This is a genomic window from Acinetobacter sp. 1542444 (assembly GCF_000581835.1).
In the GTDB taxonomy this organism is placed as follows: domain Bacteria; phylum Pseudomonadota; class Gammaproteobacteria; order Pseudomonadales; family Moraxellaceae; genus Acinetobacter; species Acinetobacter pittii.
In genome coordinates this window covers 18,624-42,080 of record NZ_JEYA01000010.1, presented here as the reverse complement: position 1 = coordinate 42,080, position 23,457 = coordinate 18,624, and the positions used below count along the sequence as shown (strand labels likewise).

23 protein-coding genes and 2 pseudogenes are annotated in these 23,457 nt (G+C 38.7%); 13 read left to right on the top strand and 12 right to left on the bottom strand.

Annotated features, from left to right (window positions below; all coding sequences use genetic code 11):
- Window positions 1-79 precede the first annotated feature (79 nt).
- Both J580_RS22285 and J580_RS22280 read left to right on the top strand, forming a co-directional pair.
- Window positions 80-1,047, top strand: a pseudogene (locus J580_RS22285) (M57 family metalloprotease).
- A 101-nt stretch (window positions 1,048-1,148) separates the two neighbouring features.
- Window positions 1,149-1,523 carry a hypothetical protein gene (locus tag J580_RS22280; RefSeq protein WP_014207668.1) on the top strand — a complete coding sequence of 125 codons (375 nt, stop codon included), beginning with the start codon at window positions 1,149-1,151 and terminating at the stop codon, window positions 1,521-1,523.
- A gap of 63 nt (window positions 1,524-1,586) precedes the next feature.
- Here the strand turns inward: J580_RS22280 and J580_RS22275 are convergent, their stop codons facing one another.
- The 3 genes from J580_RS22275 to purE form a co-directional block, all read right to left on the bottom strand.
- The gene (locus tag J580_RS22275; RefSeq protein WP_032005994.1) at window positions 1,587-2,879 is read right to left on the bottom strand and encodes a lytic murein transglycosylase; all 1,293 of its coding nucleotides are present in this window, start codon (window positions 2,877-2,879) and stop codon (window positions 1,587-1,589) included.
- 701 nt (window positions 2,880-3,580) lie between these two features.
- A complete protein-coding gene (locus tag J580_RS22270) occupies window positions 3,581-4,702 on the bottom strand; it encodes a 5-(carboxyamino)imidazole ribonucleotide synthase (RefSeq protein ID WP_032005992.1) in 1,122 nt (373 codons plus the stop codon).
- A gap of 9 nt (window positions 4,703-4,711) precedes the next feature.
- A complete protein-coding gene (gene purE / locus J580_RS22265) occupies window positions 4,712-5,227 on the bottom strand; it encodes a 5-(carboxyamino)imidazole ribonucleotide mutase (RefSeq protein ID WP_032005990.1) in 516 nt (171 codons plus the stop codon).
- Between the two features lie 228 nt (window positions 5,228-5,455).
- Between purE and J580_RS22260 the strand changes: the two genes are divergently transcribed.
- Entirely contained in the window at window positions 5,456-5,914 is a 459-nt protein-coding gene (locus tag J580_RS22260; RefSeq protein WP_032005988.1) for a hypothetical protein, read from the top strand.
- 70 nt (window positions 5,915-5,984) lie between these two features.
- Here J580_RS22260 and J580_RS22255 read toward each other — a convergent pair whose 3' ends face one another.
- The gene (locus J580_RS22255) at window positions 5,985-6,347 is read right to left on the bottom strand and encodes a DMT family protein (protein WP_075384089.1); all 363 of its coding nucleotides are present in this window, start codon (window positions 6,345-6,347) and stop codon (window positions 5,985-5,987) included.
- A gap of 240 nt (window positions 6,348-6,587) precedes the next feature.
- Between J580_RS22255 and mpl the strand changes: the two genes are divergently transcribed.
- The gene (gene mpl / locus J580_RS22250; RefSeq protein ID WP_032005986.1) at window positions 6,588-7,961 is read left to right on the top strand and encodes a UDP-N-acetylmuramate:L-alanyl-gamma-D-glutamyl-meso-diaminopimelate ligase; all 1,374 of its coding nucleotides are present in this window, start codon (window positions 6,588-6,590) and stop codon (window positions 7,959-7,961) included.
- Between the two features lie 67 nt (window positions 7,962-8,028).
- On the opposite strand, the pseudogene J580_RS22245 reads toward mpl, so the two are convergent.
- Window positions 8,029-9,280, bottom strand: a pseudogene (locus J580_RS22245) (low temperature requirement protein A).
- Between the two features lie 136 nt (window positions 9,281-9,416).
- On the opposite strand from J580_RS22245, the gene J580_RS22240 reads away from it, so the two are divergent.
- The 8 genes from J580_RS22240 (at window position 9,417) to J580_RS22200 (ending at window position 16,921) form a co-directional block, all read left to right on the top strand.
- Complete coding sequence (locus J580_RS22240) at window positions 9,417-10,013, top strand: undecaprenyl-diphosphatase (protein ID WP_032005983.1); 597 nt, start codon at window positions 9,417-9,419, stop codon at window positions 10,011-10,013.
- A gap of 319 nt (window positions 10,014-10,332) precedes the next feature.
- Complete coding sequence (locus J580_RS22235; protein WP_017386224.1) at window positions 10,333-11,289, top strand: TerC family protein; 957 nt, start codon at window positions 10,333-10,335, stop codon at window positions 11,287-11,289.
- 188 nt (window positions 11,290-11,477) lie between these two features.
- Complete coding sequence (locus J580_RS22230) at window positions 11,478-11,843, top strand: hypothetical protein (RefSeq protein WP_032005981.1); 366 nt, start codon at window positions 11,478-11,480, stop codon at window positions 11,841-11,843.
- A 21-nt stretch (window positions 11,844-11,864) separates the two neighbouring features.
- Window positions 11,865-13,025, top strand: coding sequence for a glutathionylspermidine synthase family protein (locus J580_RS22225; RefSeq protein ID WP_032005979.1), 1,161 nt, complete (start codon window positions 11,865-11,867; stop codon window positions 13,023-13,025).
- A 292-nt stretch (window positions 13,026-13,317) separates the two neighbouring features.
- Window positions 13,318-14,373, top strand: a complete 1,056-nt coding sequence (locus tag J580_RS22220; RefSeq protein ID WP_032005977.1) for an aromatic ring-hydroxylating oxygenase subunit alpha — start codon at window positions 13,318-13,320, stop codon at window positions 14,371-14,373.
- Between the two features lie 56 nt (window positions 14,374-14,429).
- Complete coding sequence (gene guaD / locus J580_RS22215) at window positions 14,430-15,755, top strand: guanine deaminase (RefSeq protein ID WP_032005976.1); 1,326 nt, start codon at window positions 14,430-14,432, stop codon at window positions 15,753-15,755.
- A 214-nt stretch (window positions 15,756-15,969) separates the two neighbouring features.
- On the top strand, window positions 15,970-16,497 hold the full coding sequence (hpt, locus tag J580_RS22205; protein ID WP_002115408.1) for a hypoxanthine phosphoribosyltransferase: 528 nt from the start codon (window positions 15,970-15,972) through the stop codon (window positions 16,495-16,497).
- A gap of 172 nt (window positions 16,498-16,669) precedes the next feature.
- Window positions 16,670-16,921 carry a GlsB/YeaQ/YmgE family stress response membrane protein gene (locus tag J580_RS22200; protein WP_002115476.1) on the top strand — a complete coding sequence of 84 codons (252 nt, stop codon included), beginning with the start codon at window positions 16,670-16,672 and terminating at the stop codon, window positions 16,919-16,921.
- 52 nt (window positions 16,922-16,973) lie between these two features.
- On the opposite strand, the gene J580_RS22195 is transcribed toward J580_RS22200, so the two are convergent.
- Window positions 16,974-17,672 (bottom strand): DsbC family protein, encoded by a 699-nt coding sequence (locus tag J580_RS22195; protein ID WP_005804888.1) that lies wholly within the window; start codon window positions 17,670-17,672, stop codon window positions 16,974-16,976.
- Between the two features lie 95 nt (window positions 17,673-17,767).
- Window positions 17,768-18,766, bottom strand: coding sequence for a CDF family Co(II)/Ni(II) efflux transporter DmeF (gene dmeF, locus J580_RS22190; protein WP_081403763.1), 999 nt, complete (start codon window positions 18,764-18,766; stop codon window positions 17,768-17,770).
- Between the two features lie 42 nt (window positions 18,767-18,808).
- Here dmeF and J580_RS22185 point away from each other — a divergent pair, with 42 nt between their 5' ends.
- Window positions 18,809-19,072, top strand: a complete 264-nt coding sequence (locus J580_RS22185) for a metal/formaldehyde-sensitive transcriptional repressor (protein WP_009392876.1) — start codon at window positions 18,809-18,811, stop codon at window positions 19,070-19,072.
- Between the two features lie 48 nt (window positions 19,073-19,120).
- Here J580_RS22185 and mnmE read toward each other — a convergent pair whose 3' ends face one another.
- The 5 genes from mnmE to rpmH all read right to left on the bottom strand — a co-directional run bounded on the left by mnmE (window position 19,121) and on the right by rpmH (window position 23,220).
- A complete protein-coding gene (mnmE, locus tag J580_RS22180; protein WP_009392881.1) occupies window positions 19,121-20,476 on the bottom strand; it encodes a tRNA uridine-5-carboxymethylaminomethyl(34) synthesis GTPase MnmE in 1,356 nt (451 codons plus the stop codon).
- 90 nt (window positions 20,477-20,566) lie between these two features.
- Window positions 20,567-22,327, bottom strand: coding sequence for a membrane protein insertase YidC (yidC, locus tag J580_RS22175; protein ID WP_002115440.1), 1,761 nt, complete (start codon window positions 22,325-22,327; stop codon window positions 20,567-20,569).
- Window positions 22,328-22,332: 5 nt separating this feature from the next.
- Complete coding sequence (yidD, locus tag J580_RS0104525; protein WP_003656027.1) at window positions 22,333-22,653, bottom strand: membrane protein insertion efficiency factor YidD; 321 nt, start codon at window positions 22,651-22,653, stop codon at window positions 22,333-22,335.
- A 10-nt stretch (window positions 22,654-22,663) separates the two neighbouring features.
- Window positions 22,664-23,056, bottom strand: coding sequence for a ribonuclease P protein component (gene rnpA, locus J580_RS0104520; protein WP_005063921.1), 393 nt, complete (start codon window positions 23,054-23,056; stop codon window positions 22,664-22,666).
- Window positions 23,057-23,085: 29 nt separating this feature from the next.
- Window positions 23,086-23,220, bottom strand: coding sequence for a 50S ribosomal protein L34 (gene rpmH, locus J580_RS22170; RefSeq protein WP_000831329.1), 135 nt, complete (start codon window positions 23,218-23,220; stop codon window positions 23,086-23,088).
- Window positions 23,221-23,457 lie beyond the last annotated feature (237 nt).

Here is a 23,457-nt window from a genome sequence, read left to right as displayed (position 1 = left end):
TTTTCTAAAAAAATAATTTGGCATTTGGTAAAAAATAATGAGACTAAAGTCTCATTTATTTTCCTGATTTGTACGTTTTTTGATTGATTTTTCATTTTATATTCTTATAATACGTTTTTTTTAAAATCTCCCCTTTCGATTATGCGTTTAACATCTTTGTTATTAGGCGTAGCCTTTGCTTTTTCTAATTTTCAGGCTAATGCTAATCTTGCAACTCCAGCACATACTCAAATCCAGCAAAAAACAGGTCAACATTTGACTTATAAAATTGCTGATATTGATCCACGTTTTGGTTTAAGCCAAGACCAATTAATTCAAATTAGTCAACAAGCTGCGGACATTTGGAAACAAGGTACTGGACAGGATTATTTTACTTATGATCCAAATGCAAAGTTAGAAATTCGTTTAGTTTACGATAATAGTCAAAGCCGTTCTGAACAGCGTCAAAAAATCGCAGCTCAGTTCCAACAAGAACAGCAACGTGTAATTGATGAACAGCAACAAATTAAGCAATTGAAGCAAACCCTTGGTCAAACTCAGTCTGAGCTTGAAAATAAGAAGCAGATTTTGAATGGCAAATTGAAAAATCTTGATCAACTAATGATGCAGCTTAACCAAGGCAAATTAGCACCTGAATACAGCGCTAAATCTTTGGCTAAAACTCAGAAAGATTTGAAAAAACAAACTGTTGCTTTAAAGAAAGAAATTGCTGCATATAATCAGCAAGCTAAAGACTTAAATGTCAAAGTGACTCATTTTAATCAGATTAATAATGAGTTTAATAATTCATTGAACCAATTTAAGCAAAATGCTCAAGCGGATGTCTTTAAAAAAGGTATCTATAACGGCAAACAAATTGTGATTTATGAGTTTAAGTCTATTGATGATTTACGCTTAACGATTGCTCATGAGTTAGGACATGCGCTTGGTTTAAAACATAGTGATCAACCAAATGCATTGATGTACTCAGTACGTAAAGATGGTGACAAAAAAATCACTGGACTTACGGATGCTGACCGTGATCTATTAAGTGCTTTACCTCAATAATTAAGAGCTTGATATAAAATGATGTATCTATTTCTATGTAGATACATCGAAATTGGTATCAAAGTCATGTTATTGTGGTCATAAGAGCTAACGAAAATAGAATGGAGATCAAGATGAGTTATTATCATATCCTGATTGAAGTAAATGATCATATCAGCACAATTGAACAGACTCGCGACATTGAACTGTTTGATATTATTGAAATTAAACCATACCTCCATTCTATTTTAATTCCCTTTTTCAATGAGCATGAAATCGAGCTTGAGGATGAAAATATCGAATATAAAGATATTCTCCATCTTGAAGTAAAACAGACTCTGTTACCGATTGAACATTTAATTGAAGAAGAGCAAAAGCAATTACCAAGTGATACTGATGTCACGATCACTGCGTATGAAATCTTTAATGATCGTGATTTAAGCCAAGATGTTACGTCAGTTATTTTTGATATTTTGGAAGCAGTTAAATTAGAGTAATCCTCTTATACAAGTATCTATAAAAAAGGTCTGCATGAGCAGACCTTTTTTATTATTTCCAGTTTATTGCATCATTTTTTGAGCTTGTTCTTGACGGAATGCATGTAAAATTTGCTGCCCTGCCCGTCCTGTTGGATTTAAACCTAAACGAGTTTGTTCTTGACGAATAGCTACGCGGGTTTTATCTCCAATAAGACCGTCAACTGCACCAATATCATAGCCACGATTAATCAAAAACTGTTGGATTTCACGACGTTCTGCACGTGAAGTTCCCGGATCATCAGTTGGCCAAGACGCAACAAATGGACCAGCACCTTTTAAACGATCAGATAAATGTGCAATCGCAAGTCCATAGCTTTCCGCAGCGTTATAGCTGTAGATAGCATCAAAATTCTTAAATACTAAAAATACTGGACCATTTACACCTGCAGGTGCCATTAAACCCGCTGAAGTATTGCCAGATAAAGCCCCTTGAACAAGTGGAGAACCATCAATTCGGGTTACCCCTCGTGCACTCCAGCTACTTAAAGCTTTCTTTGAACGTCGCCCTTCTCCATCAATTGACATACCTTGGGGAACTTTGACTTCAAAACCCCAGGGCATTCCTGTTTGCCAACCTGCTTTATTTAAGAAATTAGCCGTTGAAGCCAGTGCATCAGCTGTACTCGACACTAAATCTCGACGACCATCTCCATCAAAATCAACAGCTAAACGTTCATAAGTAGATGGCATAAATTGAGTATGACCAAATGCCCCAGCCCATGAACCTTTCAATTGATCTTCGGTTAAATCACCACGTTGTAAAATACGCATAGTGGCAAAAAACTCAGTGCGGAAATAATTTTGTCGACGCCCTTCACAACTTAAAGTCCCGAGTGCTTGTAATAAAGGATATTTTCCAGAAATATCACCAAAATTACTTTCAACCCCCCACACTGCTACAATTGTTTCCGGCGGCACACCGTAGGTTTGAGAAGCACGGTTTAAAACATCTCGATGTTGCGCCAGTTTTTGTTTACCAAGCTCAACGCGCTCTTCATCAACTAGACCAGAAAGATAATCCCAAATTGGTGTCGAAAATTCTGGTTGATAGTTTAATTTATCAATAACTGAATAATCTGGGGTCAAGTTTTGGGTATAACGATCATAAGTTGTACCAGATACTCCAGCAGCAATTGCTTGAGAACGTAAATTTGCCAAACAGCTTTGGAAATTATTATTAGGCGTATAATCTTCACTCGTCACTACTGGAACAGTAGCACTGCTAGATATTGTAGAACCATTAATTACGAGCTCTGCTTGAGCCTGAGTCATCGCTAAAAATACAGAGCCAACAATACAAGAAAAACGTCGCATATTATCCTAGTTCGATTTTTAAATTTAAATTTGTAAGTACCATACCATTATGAGTCCAAAATTTCAGAGAGAAAACGTAAATTTGAATTCATAATCTCTACTTTAAATTCATTTCCCATGTTTTAAATTCAAATTTTCTACTTTATTTTTGAATTTAAAATTCTCTAGATCAAAATTATTGTTTTTGAATTCAAAACCGATACTCAAGTTTAAATTCAAAAGTACTTCTTTAAATTTAAACTATAACACAGGCGTTTCTGTGGATAAACTTATCCACAATCGAGCAAAAACAGCACTATTTATTGATTCCATTCTATATTTCATTATTCTTGATGACACGAAAAATCCAATCAACCAAACAATCTATATTTTTAAATTCAAAAATCACGCATAATTTAAATTCAAACTTACCGCGTTATTTTAAATTTAAAACACTTTAGCAAACACCACTAGTTTTGAATTCAAAAAACATGAGCTCTATCATCAGCTACAAATCAAACTCTCTTGTGGATAACTAACTTTAAATTCAAAATAATCAAGCTTCACTTTTTAAATTTAAAAAATATCATCAATATTTAAATTCAAAAATTCCTATAAAAAGTTATCCACAAACAAGAAATTACTCAGGATTTATTATCTTTTAAATTTAAAAGATAAAAAAAGCGATCCGAAGATCGCTTTTTAGAGAATTAAAAATACTTTTAGAGGGTCATATCTGCTGTTAAAGCGAGTGGTTCTGGCAAAATTTCCGCCAATTGACGGCATAAATTTGTCAATTCATTACTATCCACAGGCATTAAAGTGATATGACCTAATTTGCGGCCAGCACGTTCTGACTTGTTATAAAGATGCAGATGAGCACCATTTAAGGCAAGTACATCCTCAGTTTTAGGATGTTGACCAATAATATTGATCATAACCGTTGGGCGAACAACTTCTGTTGAGCCTAATGGTAATCCTGCAACAGCTCGAATATGGTTTTCAAACTGAGAACAAACCGCGCCTTCAATTGACCAGTGGCCTGAGTTATGCACACGCGGTGCCATCTCATTTGCACACAAACCTTGTTCTGTTACAAATAGCTCGAGAGTCAGTACACCAACATAGTTAAGGTGATTCAACAAACGAGTAATGTAGTCTTGAGCAACGGGTTGCAAAGCTTCACTATTCGGTGCAGGAACAATTGAATGCGATAAAATACCATTATGATGATGGTTTTCAGCCAATGGCCAAGTTTTTACTTCACCATTTTGGCCACGCACCGCAATAATTGAAACTTCGCGAGAGAATTTAACAAAGCTTTCGGCAACTAGACTTTTTGCAGGACCAAGCTCAGCCCAAGCAGTATCAATCTGGTCTTCTGAACGAAGTACAAACTGGCCTTTGCCGTCATATCCGCCAGTTGCAGTTTTAAGTACAATCGGCAAACCAAGCTCAGCTACAGCCTTTTTCAAGCTTTCTAAGCTATCTACAGCACGATACGGCGCAACAGGAATTGTCAGCTCATCAAACAATGCTTTTTCTGACAAACGATTTTGCGCAGTTGCTAAAGCAACACGGGGAGGGTGCAATGCTTTGGTTTGTGTCAAAACATCAACATCTTCAACTGGCGTATTTTCAAATTCAAGACTGAAAACATCAGCACTTTCAATAAACTGCTTTAAACCTTGCTCATCTTGGCTAGAAAAGACCTGGCCTAAAACACCTGCTGGACAATCTGTATTTGCTTCAAAAAAAGTACATTGAATATTTAATGGTAACGCTGCTTGAGCCATCATACGGCCCAGTTGCCCACCACCAAAAATACCGATAGTTTTATCCATCTCAGCCTCTTACACCTGACCCGGAATATTTTTGCTTGCAACTTTATCAGTTTGCGCAGCACGGAAATCAGCAACATTTTTTGCGATTTCAGGACGAGTTAAACCTAAGATTTGTGCAGCCATAATTGCCGCATTCGTTGCACCAGCTGGACCAATCGCTAAAGTACCAACTGCAATACCTGCTGGCATTTGTACAATTGAAAGCAAAGAGTCTACGCCATTTAAAATTGATGATTTAACTGGCACACCTAAAACAGGTAAATCAGTTTTTGCGGCACACATTCCAGGTAAATGCGCTGCACCGCCTGCACCAGCAATAATCACTTGAATACCGCGATCACGTGCAGTTTCTGCATATTCAAATAAACGATCTGGAGTACGATGAGCAGATACCACTTCCGCTTCAAATGGGACACCAAGCTGTTTAAGCATATTGGCTGTGTTTTCGAGAGTTGCCCAATCAGATTGAGAACCCATAATAATTCCAACGAGAGGTTGAACGTCTTGTGCTGCGGCCGCATTCATTGCTAATGTTCCAGAGACAAAAGTAAAAGAAGATAAATCTCGACGAGAGCCAAGTTTTAAATGGTTCGGAAGCCCATTATTATAGACTGATTTTTCATCTCACGAAAATTTAACTGACCAGCTCTGTGAATATTTTTAATATCATCAAAAAATGTCATGGTTTAACAGTGACACATTCTCAATTTTTATTAATATAACGCGCTTAATCAAATCAATAAGAGCTTAATAATGAAAAAATTTCTTGGAGCCCTAACACTCACACTTTGCACAACAACGGGTTACGCGGCTTTAGTAAATTTAAACATCGATGAATTTCAAAAAACCATTAAAACTTTAAATAAAGAAAAAGGTTATAACGGAGAAATCAAAAGTGGAGCATTAACTGGTAAAGTCCAAGAGAAATTTATTGTTACTGGAACATCTGCTACTGATGAGAGAGAACCAGTTCTGATGACTGGTTATTATCTTGGAGCAACTGAGGTAGGAAATTTATATTCAATTACTGAATATCGCATTTACTGTGACGATCAGACCTATGGTTTTGCCATGTCTAATTTTGAGCCTGATGGCGCCTTAAGTTTAACTACAACAGACAGTAATTATGCTTTTGACTATGAAGACCCAACGCCAAGAGATCAGCAATTTTCTAAAATTCTAAAAAAAGCATGTAAGTATTCAGCTAAATAAATAGTTATGTCTACTAACTATGGCTTGTTATTAAATAGAATAAATCATTTAATTCACAAGCCATAGGAGCTTACTGGCTTCTAAATACGAAATACACACAACCAAATAGGCATAACATCGCCCATAAGTAATCGAGTTTAAAGGGTTGCTTAAACAAGAAAATCATAAAAGGTACAAACACGACCAATGTAACCACTTCCTGAGTGATCTTCATTTCACCGAGTAACCAGCCTTGCGCGCTTAACATACGAGTGGCTGGGATCATAAAACTGTATTCAAGTAAGGCAATAATCCAACCGAATAGAATCGCTTGCCAAAGTGGAGCATGGTGCAAAAATTTAAGATGCCCATACCATGCAAGTGTCATAAAGCAGTTAGAAATAATTAATAGCGTAAAAGCTAAAACCGTTGGGCTCAAAGGCACATCCTTCATCATCACGATGATTTAAGTATTTTAACGATACAAAACATTATAAAAGATAAAACTGTAATTCAGCTTAAATCTAAAAAATAAAGCTGTAGTTTTATTAGGGTCTCAAACACATAGAACAACAACGATTTTTGACTATCTTTTCGAGTTTAGCCTTGCTATCGTTGCTGGCAAATTTATCAATAATGCACACACAGCAATTCATTTTAATGTTGTGTACAAAAGCAGTGGAGAAGGCGAGCAATGCATCTGCATATCTTGGGTATTTGTGGCACTTTTATGGGCTCTTTAGCACTTTTGGCTCGTGATTTAGGACATAAGGTAACCGGTTCCGACTTAAACGTTTACCCACCGATGTCTACCCAGTTAGAAAATGCAGGCATTACACTCATGCAAGGCTATGACCGTAGTCATTTACAGCCTCATCCGGACTTGGTTATTGTCGGCAATGCCATGAAACGTGGTATTGATGCTGTTGAATATATGCTAAACGAAGGCCTGCCATATATTTCTGGTCCACAGTTCCTTGCCGATCATGTTTTACAAGGTAAACATGTACTTGGTGTAGCAGGTACTCACGGAAAAACAACAACTACAACCATGTTAGCTTGGGTACTTGATCAGGCTGGTTTAAATCCGGGCTTTTTAATTGGTGGTGTTCCACTTGGTTTTAGTGAAAGTGCTCGTTTAGGCGGTGGTAAATACTTCTGTGTTGAAGCCGATGAATATGACTCTGCTTTCTTTGATAAACGTTCTAAGTTTGTTCACTATCACCCAAAGACGGCGATTTTAAATAACCTTGAATTTGACCATGCCGATATTTTTGATGACCTAGCAGCGATTCAAAAGCAGTTCCATCATCTTGTGCGTACCATTCCAAGTGAAGGCCGTATTATTGCGCCAATTACTGAAACGCATATTGATGAAGTGCTTGAAATGGGTTGCTGGACACCAGTAATTCGTACAAGTCTAGAAGCGAATGAAAAAGCTGCTCTCTCTGCCGAATTAATTTCAATTGATGGCAGCCATTTTAAAGTACTCGAAAATGGCAATGTCGTTGGCGAAGTGAAATGGAGCATGACAGGGCAGCATAGTGTAGCGAATGCTTTGGCAACCATTGCAGCCGCTCAACATGTAGGTGTTACGTTTGAACAAGCTTGTGAAGCTTTGTCTAACTTTGGCGGTGTGAAACGTCGTATGGAGTTACTCGGCACAGTCAATGGCATTGAGGTTTATGACGACTTCGCGCACCATCCAACAGCAATTGACACAACTTTAGATGGCGCACGCAAACGCTTAGGTGAACGCCGTTTATGGGCCATTATTGAACCACGTTCAAACACGATGCGTATGGGCAGTCACAAAGATGGCTTGGCACATTCAGCACGCTTAGCAGACGAAGTGATCTGGTATCAGCCAGAAGGCTTAGATTGGGATTTACAACCTGTGATTGAAGCTGCTTCTAACCATGCTCAAGTGAGCCGTTCACTTGATGAAATTATTGAGCGTATTGTCAATGAAGCAGGTGAGGGCGATGCCGTTGTGATTATGTCTAATGGTGGCTTCGGTGGCTTACATCAAAAATTAATGAGCGCATTAAAAGCAAAAGCTGCTTAAATTTCGCTTTAGATGATTCAATAAAAAAATGGGTTTCAAATTGAAACCCATTTTTTATCAGTAACTTTTAAAGCTTTTCTGGCTCTATATTGGCCATAAATTTATTAGAAACCATTAAACGTAAACTATAGACAATGCCCATCGCAAAAACGCTATATCCCACGTTATTACAAATAAAGGGAATACATAAGATAATGAGCGCTGTGATTGGATAAAACCATTTCGTGATTCCAGATAAGCATTGGAACTCATAAAGTATCCAAATACAGGTGGTATAAAGCACTACACTCACCGCAACAACTATTCCCATATATAGATCAGAAATATGCGCATGATGGGTTGTAACATCCACGGCAGCAGCAAGCGCAGCACCTACCGCAGCAATACTGACAAAAACAAAATAATGACCGTATCCCCAAACAAATGGGCGCACACCTTTAACATGATGGTGTTGTTCGCTACGGTCAAAATAAGCCCACCACATTGCGAACATCAACATCAATCCACCGACCATTAAGAAAATGGCAGGGATATTCATTGACTGAGCGGCTAAAGCATCACGTATGGCATTAAAACTACCAACAATCGACTCACCCAACACAATAATTGTGAGTAGGGCATAACGTTCTACAATATGATGAGGATGCCACGGCGTTGGAGAATATTTTTCTGCATAAATTGGAACAAATAATTCCACGACAACCAGAAATAAAAATAGAGGTATTGAAAGTACATGAGCAAAGTTAGCCACAAGCCAGCCAATTTGTACTAAGACTATACCTATTGCATAGCGATAAGCCGTAACTCGCCTTTCAGGATCATGTTTTGCTGCTCTGAGCCACTGAGTCACCAAGACCATGCGCATGATCACATAACCGATAATGATTACATCAAAATCCTGACTACGAAATACATCAGGGATACCCGCTGCCATCACCAATGACCCTACAATCTGTACAAAAGTAAGGCATCGATACAATGCATCATCGTTATCGTAAGCAGAAGCAAACCATGAAAAATTCATCCATGCCCACCACAGCGCAAAAAATACCATCAGGTAGCTTGGTAATGCATGCCAGAGGTGATTTTCAATAATTGCATGATGTAACTGCTGACCCGCTGTTGCAATCGCGACCACAAAAATTAAATCGAACAATAATTCAAGTGGAGTCGCTGCTCTATGCTGCTGATCAGGATCTCTTGGGGATAGGGGCCTCAAGCTTAATTTTTTCTGTTTTTCTTGAGTAGTCATAAAATTAACGTTCTCGAATAAAGTGCCAACACGTTAACACTTTAATATTAACGCCCAGAACACGCATTAAAAAATATCTAGACCTGCTGTTTAATCTTTACTCACAAACAAACTATATTTCATTTTTGTGACAATTCTTTATCAAGATAACAGGCTTAATTCTTTATCATAGCCTACGTTTTTTGTTCTTGTTTGGAATATGAATGTCTTTAGAAACACTCAACCTTAGCTTATTCCATGTGATTAATGGGGCTCAGGATGCGAGTCAATTTATCATTCGTCTTGCTATCTTTTTTGCTAATGATCTCCTCTATATTCTCTTATTCATCCTTACATTTTTATGGTTTTATGGCGATCAAGATTTAAAAAATAGGGTCATTAAATCTGTCTTTTTAACCTGCGTATCGCTTTTAGTCGGTTACGTTATTTCTCTGTTTTACCATCACGCAAGACCGTTTGTCATAGGTGTGGGTACGACTTTTATTGAACATGCACCAACGGCATCTTTTCCAAGTAATCATATGCTGATTTTTAGCACCATTGCTTTATCTTATTTGTTTGCTCAGCGCAAAATAATTGGAATTATCCTTTTATTTTTGTCATTTGTGGTAGCGTGGTCACGTATTTATTTAGGTGTGCATTTCCCTTTAGACATGCTGGGGGCTTTTATTGTCGCACTACTAGTCAATACAGCAGGTTATTACTTCTGGAATGCTTACGGTACAAGTTTGACCGCATTCTGTATTCACCTTTATCAAATTATATGCAAACCACTTTTAGACCGCGGTTTGATTAAATAACCCATAGATCTTTTTGGCATTCAAACCACGACATTAAGTTCAGTTGCGTAATACAAAAAAATCTGCCATTCTATGTGGACTTGGATATGTTTTATCCAAAAAAGAATTTAGTTTGACAAGGGGAGTAGCCTCCTCCAAACATAACAGCAATGTTATGTGTCAGATATCGTCAATACGCTTTTATTAAAAAGTCGGTATCTGAGCATCGTGAAATTCATGGTGTAGGCAAGACCTTGATCATGTTGATACAGATGTTTAATTCATCTGGCAACTGGTCGAGGTTTTTTTTATGCCCAATTGCCGGATGTATGGAGGATTTATGGAATCGATCGGCAATTTATGGCTGTACATAGCATTCTTTGGCATAGTCATTGTGATGCTCCTGATTGACTTTTTAGGCTTTAAGCAAAAGCAAGGTCAGGATGTCTCAATTAAGCAAGCTGCTTACTGGAGTGTGGCGTGGGTAAGCGTCGCAGCCCTATTTGGTGGTGGTTTATGGCTTTACCTACAACAAACAGTTGGGGTGACCTTAGCAAACCAAAAAACTATGGAATACTTTGCAGGTTACTTACTCGAAAAGTCCCTCGCAATTGACAACGTTTTCGTCTGGTTAATGATTTTCGCAGCGTTTGCTATTCCAGCTGCACTACAACGTAAAATTTTGCTCTACGGCGTATTAGGTGCAATCGTACTACGTACCCTCTTTATTTTTATTGGTGCATGGTTCGTTCAAGAATTTTCTTGGGTACTTTATATCTTCGGTGCGTTCTTGGTATATACAGGCTTTAAGTTCTTAAAAGGCCAAGATGAAGAAACCAATATTGAAGATATCAAGCTCTTAAAATGGTTACGTAACCATATGCGTATTACACCACAGCTTGAAGGTGACAAATTCTTTGTACGTCAAAACGGTTTATTGTGGGCAACGCCGTTATTTCTAGTTTTGATTTTGGTTGAAGCTTCAGACGTGATTTTCGCAGTAGATTCTATTCCTGCTATTTTCGCGGTAACTAGCGACCCGTTTATTGTTTTAACGGCGAACTTAATGGCAATTTTAGGTTTACGCGCAATGTTCTTTTTACTTGCTGGCGCTGCGACTAAATTGCATTACTTGCCATACGGCTTAGGCATCATCTTATTGTTCATTGGTGCGAAAATGTTGTTGCTTGATGTATTCCACATGCCAATCTGGATCTCGTTAAGCTTTATCGTAATAGTGTTAGCAATCACTGCTTACCTTTCTCTACGACACAACAAAAAGCAATTGCAGTCTTAATTCATCACAACAAGGCATCTACACGTGAGATGCCTTGTTATCTAAATTTTCAAAATAGACTGTACTTTAAAAAAACAGATTAATATCATATGCCAACTTAAATTTTATCTTTCCTAATCAGAAACATAATAGATAATAGCTATTCGGTATTTTATGCCGAACATACTTATTAAAATGTGTGGAGTCTCATGCGTTCTAAAAAAATTAATCTTGTCGTGGTCCCTCTATTACTCACGGCATGTAGCCATAATGATGGTCCTTTAGTACAAGATGTATATAACAACCAATATGACTGTGCTCGCGACTGGAATAATGAAACATGTAAACAAGAAAATAGCTCCAGTGGACATGGTTCTAGCTATGTTGGTGGTCGCTATTTAGGTCCTGCGTATTATCGAAATAGTCGGGAAGTTTCTTATCACGGCAATACCTTACATCCTTACAGCAATTTGAGTGTAGGCCGACCAATTATTTCAAGCACAGCGAAAAGTTCGTCTTTTTCATCCCCAATTCGTGGTGGTTTTGGCCGTAGCGGTTTTTCTTTCGGCGGCTAAGTCTTTAGGCATTCACTTAATATGAAAAGAAAAATATTTACTCCACGACCAGACTGGCAAGTGGAGCATCAAAATATTGGTTTTGATTATTTTAATTTACCTTCTCTTGATGGCTCAATTTACTGGTCTGAAGGGGTTGCGTATGAGTTTACCCTTAAACAGATTGAACAACTTGAAGATGCAGCAAATGAACTGCATCAGATGTGTTTATCGGTAGTAGGAGATCTCATTCAACGCGGGGACTACCCAGCTTATTTTCAAATTCCTGAAACAGCCATAAGCCATATTGAACACTCATGGAAACAAAATGCTCCCATGCTCTATGGCCGCTTTGATTTCGCTTACGATGGGCGAAATATCAAAATGCTGGAATATAACGCCGACACACCGACTGGCTTACTCGAAGCCTCTGTCGCGCAGTGGCTGTGGATAGAACAAGTCTCAGGCATTGCAAACCGAGATCAATTCAATAGCATTCATGAAGACCTGATTAAACGCTGGAAAACAATTTTACCGCGTGGTAGCCATGTACATTTTGCTGCTTGTCAGGAGGCTGGAAGGGAAGACTGGGGTAATTTAGAGTACTTGATGGATACCGCTTATCAAGCTCATCTACAAGTTTCCGAGCTTTCTATGGAGAACATAGGCTGGAACGGGCAAGATTTTGTTGATCTCCATAATCAGCCCATTCAAAACATATTTAAGCTCTACCCTTGGGAATGGATCTGGGAAGAAGCATTTTCTCAATATATCCACCCACAAACACAGTGGATTGAACCCTGCTGGAAAATGTTACTTTCAAATAAAGCGATTCTGGTTGAGCTTTGGAAGCGTTATCCAAACCATCCATTGTTGGTCGAAACCCATACATATGACCCGCAACAAGCTTTGTCTGGCAAATGGGTGAAAAAGCCGATTTTGGCAAGGGAAGGGGCCAATATTCGAGTTTTACAAGATGGTCATGACCAAGGCGCGGCTTCTGGTAGCTTTTATTTTGATGACTATGACAAATATGGTTATGTCGTACAGAAATGGGTAGATACCCCATTATTTTCAGGACAACTACCTACACTCGGTTTATGGATGGTCGGACATCAATGTGCAGGCATGTCTATTCGTGAAGATTGCTATGACATTATTGGTAATGATGCTCACTTTGCAGCACATTATTTTGTCGAGTAATAAGTGCCTAGAGGTATTTTAAAAAGCACTTTTTAGGTGCTTTTTTATTGTGCCTTCCACGCAGTCAATCAGTGCATTTTAAGCATATAGCGAATAATGAACTTTAGTTTCTAAAGCTAAATTAGAACAAAAATTCAAAAATATAATGACTTAATCTTATGTAATTTAATACTTTTATTCTTATTTCTTTAATTAAAAATCAATATTGGCAAGCTCTTTGCATCTCCTAAAAAGAAAAAAGCCTAGATTTTAAGGGCTCGTGAGAGCCCTGATTTTTTTAAGGAGTGATGCCATGAATGCGATTCCAACTTTAACGCCCCTTGCCATGCCGTGTAACAGCAGTTTTGAAGCAAAAGATTGGGAAATTTTATCTACTCACTGGTATCCCGTCGCACGTACTCAAGATGTCTCTACTGCACCTCAACGAGTCACGCTACTAGACGTCAATATGGCGTTATATAAAACAGAAAGTGGGGAAATTCATCTGGTTCGAGATATTTGCCCACATCGTGGGGTGCCATTAACCAAAGGTTGGGTGGATGGTGAGGAGATTGTCTGTCCTTATCATGGTCTACGCTATAACACTGAAGGGAAATGTACCCAAATACCAGCTCAGCCCGAACTGACTAAAATTTCTGATCGTTTTTCTCTGACCAAATTTCCAGTTGTACAAAGATATGGTCTCATTTGGACCAGTATTCATGGTCGTGATATTGCTAAAGCTAATATTCCTATATTAGATACTTGGGACCACGCAGAGCATCAGTCAATTTTACCGCCTTTCGTCGATATTGGTGGTTCTAGTGGACGTCAACTTGAAGGATTTATCGATGTCGCTCATTTTGCGTGGGTACATCACAATGCCTTTGCAAATCGCGATAATCCCATCGTCCCTAAATATCACACTGAACGTACCGACTATGGTTTAAAAACGGTCTATATCAGCAATGTCAGTAATTATCCGCATGAACTAAAACATCTCGAGCCAGAAGGCTTTTTGTGGAAGCGCACCTTTGATGTCTATCCACCTTTTTCAGCCGTCCTTACAGTCGATTTTCCAGAAGGTGGGGTCTTAAAAATCTTGAATGCGTGCTGTCCTATTTCAAGCAATAAAACCCGTTTATTTGTTCCACTCACCCGTAACTTTGATCAGACAGGTGATTTAGAAAAGGTATATGCATTTAATGCCCAAATTTTTGCCGAAGACCAAGATATGGTCGAATCACAAAAGCCAGAAGAACTGCCGCTTGATTTAATGATGGAAGCACATTTTGAAGCAGACCGTTCATCAACAACTTATCGACGGATTTTGGCTGAATGGGGACTAAGTAAACGTTATACCGTTTAAATATTGGCTAACTGGGGTACAATCAATCGAAAAAAGTGAAAATATAAAGGCTTTCCATGTCATTGATCGCAAATACCACTGTTGTGCGTGGTCGTTTTTTAGATATCCAGCAAACCGTCTCTGAGCCAACTGATATTCCAAATCAAGTGCGTTATTTAGAAGATGGTGTATTGGTTAGTGAACATGGAAAAATCAAATGGTTTGGTGCATGGGAAGACGCTCAAGCGCATCTACCTGCTGGGGTTGAGATTCAACATTATCCAGAACAATTGATTGTACCTGGCTTTATTGATACCCATATTCATTTCCCGCAAACAGAAATGGTTGGAGCATACGGCGAACAACTTTTAAGCTGGCTCAATACTTATACTTTCCCAACTGAAATCCAATTTCAGGACAAAGCATATGCAAGTGAAATTGCCCAGTTCTTTGTTCAAGAACTACTGAAACACGGTACAACCACAGCACTGGTTTTCTGTACAGTTCACCCCGAGTCTGTTGATGCCTTATTTGAAGCCGCAGAACACGTTCAGATGCGTTTAATTGCTGGTAAGGTACTCATGGACCGCCATGCACCTGAAGCGCTTTGTGATACGCCAGAAACAGCTTACAGCGACACCAAAGCATTGATTGAGAAATGGCATGGTAAGGGCCGTGCTCTCTATGCGATTACTCCACGTTTTGCACCAACGTCTACACCTGAGCAATTAGAAAGAGCAGGGCAGTTAAAACAAGAATTTCCAGATGTTTATGTACATACCCATTTAAGTGAAAACAAAGATGAAATCGCTTGGGTGAAATCTTTATTTCCAGAACAAGCTGGCTATTTAGATGTTTATCAACATTATGGCCTGACTGGTAAACGTTCTGTATTTGCTCATTGCGTTCACTTAGAAGATCAAGAATGGCAATGTATGCATGATACGCAATCGGCTATCGCATTTTGTCCAACATCAAACCTGTTCTTAGGCAGTGGTTTATTTCCATTGAAAAAAACATGGGAAAAACAAGTGAAAGTGGGCTTGGGTACAGATATCGGTGCTGGTACATCATTTAGTTTACTGCAAACCGTTAACGAGGCTTATAAGGTTCAGCAGTTACAAGGTGATAAACTTTCAGCTTATGAAGCGCTCTATCATGCAACTTTAGGCGGCGCAAAAGCGCTTGATTTGCAAGATCAGTTAGGCAACTTCAATGTCGGTAAAGAAGCAGACTTTGTGGTACTAAATCTTAAGCCAACTGCATTACAGCAACTTCGCCAGTCTAAATCCAAAACTGTTGAAGATTCGCTGTTTGCTTTATTCACTTTAGGTGATGACCGTAATATTGAGGCGACTTATATTTATGGAAAACGTGCTTATCAAAAAGAAACAGCCAAATAAAAAAGGCATTGTTAAGTTTTTGTTATTATTTGGAATATGCGCTCTTGCATTAAAGCGTGATCGACATAATCCGCAAAATGATAAAATTTCACAGCCATCAAAGGGTGCATGAAACGTCATTTTGCTTTAAAATTTTACCATTAACTCAGATTTTCGAGGTGTTGCAGGTCAACACCTTTTTTATTTTTTCTTTTATATCTTGTAGGAATCTGCCATGACTGTTGCAATGAGCATCATGATTTCAACCGAAGAAATTCAAGCAAAAGTCAAAGAGCTCGGCGAGCAAATTAACGCTCACTATGCAAATAGTGATAAAGAATTAGTTCTTATTGGACTACTTCGTGGTTCTGTTATTTTCATGGCAGACTTGTGCCGTACAATTACTAAACCGCATGAACTCGACTTCATGACAGTGTCTAGCTACGGCGGCGGTACGACTTCAAGTCGAGATGTCAAAATCTTAAAAGATCTTGACGGTGAAATTCGCGGTAAAGATGTATTGGTTGTTGAAGACATTATCGACTCAGGCAATACCTTAAGCAAAGTCGTTGAAATGTTGCAAACTCGCGAGCCAAATTCAATTCAACTCTGCACATTAGTGAGTAAACCATCTCGCCGTGAAATTGATCTTGAAGTGAAATTTTTAGGTTTTGAAGTTGAAGACAGATTCATTGTGGGTTACGGCTTAGACTACGATCAAAAATATCGCCACTTGCCATTTATTGGTGAAATTGGTTTATAAATTTCAGAGAAATAGCACCGCAAGGTGCTATTTTTTTATATAAAGCCTTAGCTTTGAACAAAAAAGACACAAAAAGTCGCAATCTGCTACAGACAAAATAGACAGCTCTACCGCACGATAGAATATGAAGCAAAATCATTAACTTCATCAAAAAAACAACTGGAGAACAAATATGTGGTCACTTATTGTTGCTATTGTAGTTGGTTTCTTTGCTGGCTTAATCGCTCGTGCTTTGCATCCTGGGGATGATAAAGCAGGTTTCATCGTAACGACCTTGATTGGTATTGCAGGTTCACTTCTAGCTACTTATGGTGGTCGTTTACTTGGACTTTACGGCGAAAACTCAGCTGCAGGCTTTATCGCATCCGTGATTGGTGCCATCGTTATTCTTTTTATCTACAACTTGATTGCACGAAAAAGCTAAACTTTAATTCATTTATAAAAAAAGCACCTTATGGTGCTTTTTTTAATTTATTTTAAAGACCTAACTCTTTCCATACGGCCTGAATTTCTTCAGCAGAGCGTGCGCCAACCAGTTTGAAACCATTCGCAAAAATTAGGGTAGGGGTGCCGTTAAAGCCGAGTTTTTTTCCTAATTCCAAATTACGGTCAATTGGGTTTGCACAGCTCGTAACTGTTGGTTTAACACCTTGCTGAATCAGTTTTTTCCATGAGTAAGATTGATTTGGTGCACACCAAACTTGTCTAGAAACCACAATAGACTGAGGTTTTAAAGGATAGATGAACGTATAAATAGTCACATCTTTAAGCTTATCGAGTTCAGGTTCAAGCTGCTTACAATAAGGACAATTTGGATCAGAAAATACTGCTAAAACATGCTGGCCATTACCTTTGACTGTTTTAATCGCATCTTTTAAAGGCAGTTGTTTCCAATCAATTGAGTTCTGTCCTAAAACTAGATCTTTGGTTAAGTTCTTTTGGTCTTTTAACCGAATCATAGAGCCTACAAACATATGTTGCCCATCTTCACCAACATAAATGATTTGCTGATCAAGATTAGCGCTATATAGCCCGGGCATTTCAGTTTTCTGAATATTGCTAATTTTCAAATTAGGATATTGTTTTTTAATATTTTCCCTAACAGTATCTACATTAGCGAAACTCACACTTGTAGTTAGGCTAAATAACGCCAATATTCCTAATTTTTTAAGCATAAAACTGACTCATAGGTAGGAGAGGAGATCATTTTAATCAGTTCAGCTTTTTAAAACAGAACTGATTACCGAGTTATAACCAAACTTCCACTCATTTATGCCAATGTTTCACGTGGAACATAAATAGGTTTTAGAGTATTAATTTCTACAGATATATGCACGATTTCATCATGAATGGACAAAGCATGACGAATCTGATCTGCGGTTAAAGAAATATCATCAGTTTCGAGTGCCAAAATACAAGAAAACTTACCTTTCGCGACTTTCCAGACATGAATATCCGTAATTTCAATATATTTAGGAAACTCAGCAATGACTTCACGAATCTCTTCAACTACCGGATGATCCATTTCTGCGTCTAAAAGGGTTTTTCCTGTCTCTTTCATTAATCCCAGAGACCATTTTGCAACCAAAATAGCACCTAAAATTCCTAAAAGTGCATCTAAAAAATCCCATCCGAAATACTTACCTGCGAAAAGCGCAATAATTGCAAAAACAGAAGTTACTGCATCTGCAACCACATGTAAAAATGCAGCTTTTTGGTTTAAATCATGATGATGCCCATGATCATGTTCGTGATGGTGATGGTGATGGTGATGGTGATGGTGATGGTGATGGTGATGGTGCCCATCATCGTGAAGTAACCATGCACAAATCAAGTTAATGACCAAACCTAAAATTGCAATCGGAATCGCTTCATTATAAAAAATTTCAACTGGATTAAATAAACGTTGTATCGACTGAAACGCCATAAAAATGGCGACAACCATCAACAAAATTGCACTGCTATAACCCGCTAAAATCTCGATTTTCCAAGTTCCGAAACTAAACCGACGATCTTTGGAATAATGACGAGCCGCGCGATAGGCAAAATACGCTAAACCGAGAGCCAACATATGGGAACTCATATGCCAACCATCAGCCAAAAGTGCCATTGAATTGAAAAACCATCCACCGAATATTTCTAACACCATCATTGATGCCGTTAAAATTGTTGCAATCAAAATACGTTTTTGTGCAAGTGGATTTCCTTCATCAAACTGATGTTGATGATGACGTGATACACTATGATCCTGCATAATATTTAAACCCAATATACTCCCTACCAGTATATTGAATTATACAAGAGAACATAGATGAGTCACATTGGTCAGGATAAAAAAATAGTTAATCGTGTAAAACGACTAAAAGGACAAATCAACAGCATTGAGCATGCTGTTGAACAGCCAGATATTTCATGTATAGAAATACTACAACAAGTTGCTGCAATTAAAGGGGCAATAAACGGTTTGATGAGTGAATTAATGGAACAACATTTACATCATCACGTGCTCAAAGACGCACAAGTTGATCAAAATGAGCTAGATGAGTTTTTAAAGGTTCTAAAAAGATACGGTTAACAAGGTAACTGAATGACACAGCGATGTGCATCATTCAGAATTTTGTAATTATTTTCCAATACAGAATGAACCAAAAATCTTGCCTAATAGGTCATCGGCACTAAAGTCACCGGTAATTTCACCTAAAGCATTTTGGGCAAGACGTAATGACTCAGCAACCAGTTCACCTGCGTTAAACACAACAAGTTGCTCACGTGCTTCTGAAAGATAGAGCTGCGTGCGCTTCATTGCGTCTAAATGACGTGTTCTTGCAATAAAGGTGTCTTCCTCAGGGTGGAAGCCTGCATGCGCTGTAATCGCGTCTACGAGGCCTTGTACGCCCATCTCTTGTTTTGCAGAAACGGTTATATGACGGAAACCTTGAAAATCGCTTATTTCAGCTAATTGTCCAGTTAAATCGCATTTATTACCAATTAACATTAAACGACGCGGTTCAATATGTTCCGCAAAATACTCTTGAGCGAGTTTTAATGGGTCATCACCTTGGTTTAAATCATAAACCAGCAATAACAAATCAGCTTGTTCAATTTCTTTGATTGCACGACGAATCCCTTCTTTTTCAACGATGTCACCTGTTTCACGAAGACCCGCAGTATCTGTTAAGGTGATTGGTAGACCATTTAAACTAATTTTTTCATGTAAAACATCACGAGTAGTACCAGCAATATCGGTCACAATTGCACGCTCAACACCAGCAAGTGCATTTAACAAGCTCGACTTACCCGCATTTGGTTTACCCGCAATAACGACTTGTAGACCTTCACGTAATAATTGCCCTTGTCGTGCAGAGGTTTGAACGGCATGTACCGACTGCTGAACATCTTCAAGTAAAGCTAAAATTTTGCCATCTGCCAAGAAATCGATTTCTTCTTCAGGAAAATCAATTGCTGCTTCAACATGCAAGCGTAAATGAATCAGTTTTTCTAAAACGGTATTAATTTTTGTTGAAAATGCGCCTTGTAAAGAGCGAACCGCAGAGCGTGCCGCAGCTTGCGAAGTCGCATCAATCAAGTCAGCAATCGCTTCCGCTTGTACCAAGTCCATCTTGCCATTTTCAAAAGCACGCATGGAAAATTCGCCGGCTTTTGCAGCAATTGCACCAAGCTCAAATAGACGCCCAAGCAAGGCATTTTGGATGACTGGACCGCCGTGACCTTGTAGCTCTACAACATCTTCACCTGTAAACGAGTGAGGATTGGGAAAGCATAGAACAATCCCTTCATCCATAATACTGCCATCAGCATCATAAAATTTACGGAAACCCGCCATACGCGCTTCTGGCAAGTTTTTTTGTGTCAGGTTTTGAGCAATTTCATAAGCCTTAGGTCCAGATAGGCGAATCACGCCCACACCACCACGCCCAGGTGGCGTTGCAATTGCGGCAATCGTGGTTTGACTTTGCATATTATTCACCTAAAAACCTAAAATCCAGCCAAAGAAAAATCCGCCTAAGATTACCATCTTAAGCGGATTTATTCAGCAAAAGTTCAACGATTAAGAAGCTGATTCGGTCTTATTGATACGACTTTTCTCAACGCTCTTATTAATAAACGACTGCTGTAAAATAGTAATACTGTTGTTCACAATCCAGTACAGTACGAGACCGGCAGGGAAGAACAACATAAATACCGTGAACATAATCGGCATAATGCGGAACACTTTTGCCTGCATTGGATCAGCGGGTTGAGGGTTCAACATTTGCTGTGCAAACATGGTAGCACCCATGATTAACGGCAAGATGAACCAAGGATCCATTGCTGACAAGTCTTGAATCCAACCTAACCATGGTGCGTGACGTAATTCCACACTTTCCATGAGTACCCAGTACAAAGCAAGGAAAATTGGCATTTGTAGCAACAATGGTAAACAACCTGAAAGTGGATTTACTTGTTCACGCTTGTATAAAGCCATCATTTCTTGCGAGAAGCGCATACGGTCTTCACCGAACTCTTCTTTCATGCGTTGCATTTCTGGTGCAATCACACGCATTTTTGCCATAGAACGATAACTTTTTGAAGATAAAGGCCACAAGATCATCTTCACCATAATGGTAAGCAAGATGATTGACCATCCCCAGTTGCCCACAATGCTATGGAAGAATTGAAGACCTAAGAACAAGAGTTTAGCAATCGGCCATAACCAACCATAATCAACAGTCTGATTTAAACCAACAGCTAAATCTTTTAATTCAGATTGTACTTTCGGACCTGAATAAAGTTTTGCATCCACTTCCATTGAAGTGCCTGCCGGAACATTAATCACTGGTGAGGTAAAACCAATGATATTCATGTGATCAGCAGATTGACGAGATTCAAGCTTAGCTACATAAGGCTGACCATTCGCTTGAGTCAGCTTAAGGTTTCCAGGAATCCAAGCACTTACAAAATAATGCTGAACAATCGCAACCCATCCACCTTTCGCTTCAGTATTTACTTTTTCTTCTGAGAAATTAGCAAATTTAAGCTTGTTGTAATGTGCATCAGGCGTTCCCCAAGCTCCACCTAAGAAAGTTCCTAGAGTGAAAATACCTTGAGAAGATTTACCTGGATCTTCAGAATTATCGCGCTTTAATTGTCCAAACATCTGACCTTGCCAGCTTTGTTGGCTACGGTTAATGACTTGATGTTTTACAACAATTGGATATTGACCTTGAGTAAAGGTAAAAGTTTTAATAATTTCAACGCCTTCAGGTGTTTTAAATACCATCGGAACGTTTAAAACTTTTTCAGATTGACCCTTTTGGTCCTGTACACCTTTAGCATCAGCCAAAGTATATGATGTCTTTTCAACAGCATATAATGGACGACCACCACGACTACTATCTGGTCCATTCAAACCAATTAAGCCAGATTGAGCAACATATGTACGCTTGGCATCATTTTCAAGCATAACAAAAGGTTGATCGCTGTCTTTGCTTTTGTCGTGTGAGAGTAATTCAATACGAACAATATCACCACCTTTTGGATTAATCCAAATATGGTAAAGGTCAGTTTGTACTGAAATAAGCTGTTGATTCACAGGTGCAGTTGCATCTGTGGTTTGTGACTGCGCAATATTTGCTTGTGGCACATCGGAAGCCACTGTTGCATTTTTAGCATTTGGCAAATCAGCAGATACTTCATGCGAACTTACAGCTGCCGCTTGTTGTTGCGGAGCAGTTGCAGCATTTCCATAATCTTTTTGCCAAGCCAAAATGAGCAAATATGCGGTGACAAACATGGCCCCGAGAATTGCAAACCTGGCCCATTGTTGCATATCTATTACCCCAAATGGTTAGAGAGATTTTGCTTCAGTAAACGATCACGAAAGGGTACAGCAACATGATGCGTTTGAGAATCTATTTGATGAAACGAAATAAAACGAATTGCTTTTGGCGGTACCGGATCATATCCAGATCCTCCCCACGGATGACAACGACATATCCGTTTAGAAGATAACCAAACGCCTTTTATCGCACCATGAGTTTGCAATGCTTCTATCGCATATTGGGAACAAGTCGGGATATAACGACAACGGGGTCCAAGAAGCGGACTAATCGCAATTTGATACAGTCGAATCAACCAACGTAGAAAACGGACCATTGGCTATCTCTTAATTCTGCGAGGTTGTGCCAACTTTAGAATGTTTTTTTGCTAAGCGCTGTAATTTTTGCCAAGCAAAGTCTAATTGTTGATATAGCTCAGCATTCGTAATCGTTTCTATACCAACTTTCGGCATCACCACAACATCTATGTCTGATCCAAAATTCGGCTGATGTAGACGAAAGCTCTCACGAGCAAGACGTTTTATTCGATTTCTTTCATGCGCTCGGCGCACTTTTTTCTTAGCAACAACAATACCCAAACGGCTTTTAGGCTGTTCGGTTAATTTTGCAAGAAATAAAAAATGGGGTTGATGCACTTTAAAAAGCGCACCATCAAATACACTTTTATAATCTGCAGCACAGCGTATTCGCACGTCTGTGCTAAAACTGTAAAGTGTCATCACACCCAAGTCTGGTCAGCGTAACAGTATTAAACAGTTAAGCTATGACGACCTTTTGCACGACGACGAGCTAATACTTGACGACCAGCTTTAGTTGCCATACGAGCACGGAAACCATGAACGCGTTTACGCTTTAATTCAGATGGTTGGAAAGTACGTTTCATATTGAAACTCCCAAAAATGATCTTTCTATAAAGGTCCGCGATTTTATTGCGCAATGTTTACGCTGTCAATGAAAAACCAAGAAAGTTTTGTATTTAACCCAAATTTTTAATCTCTTCTCTTCTTTTTATCACGGTCATAATTCAGTGCAATATATAGCTTTAAAAGTTATACACAAAGTAATTGTCTATTTTTATTAGAACTTTTAATATATACACACCTTATATACATATTTATCA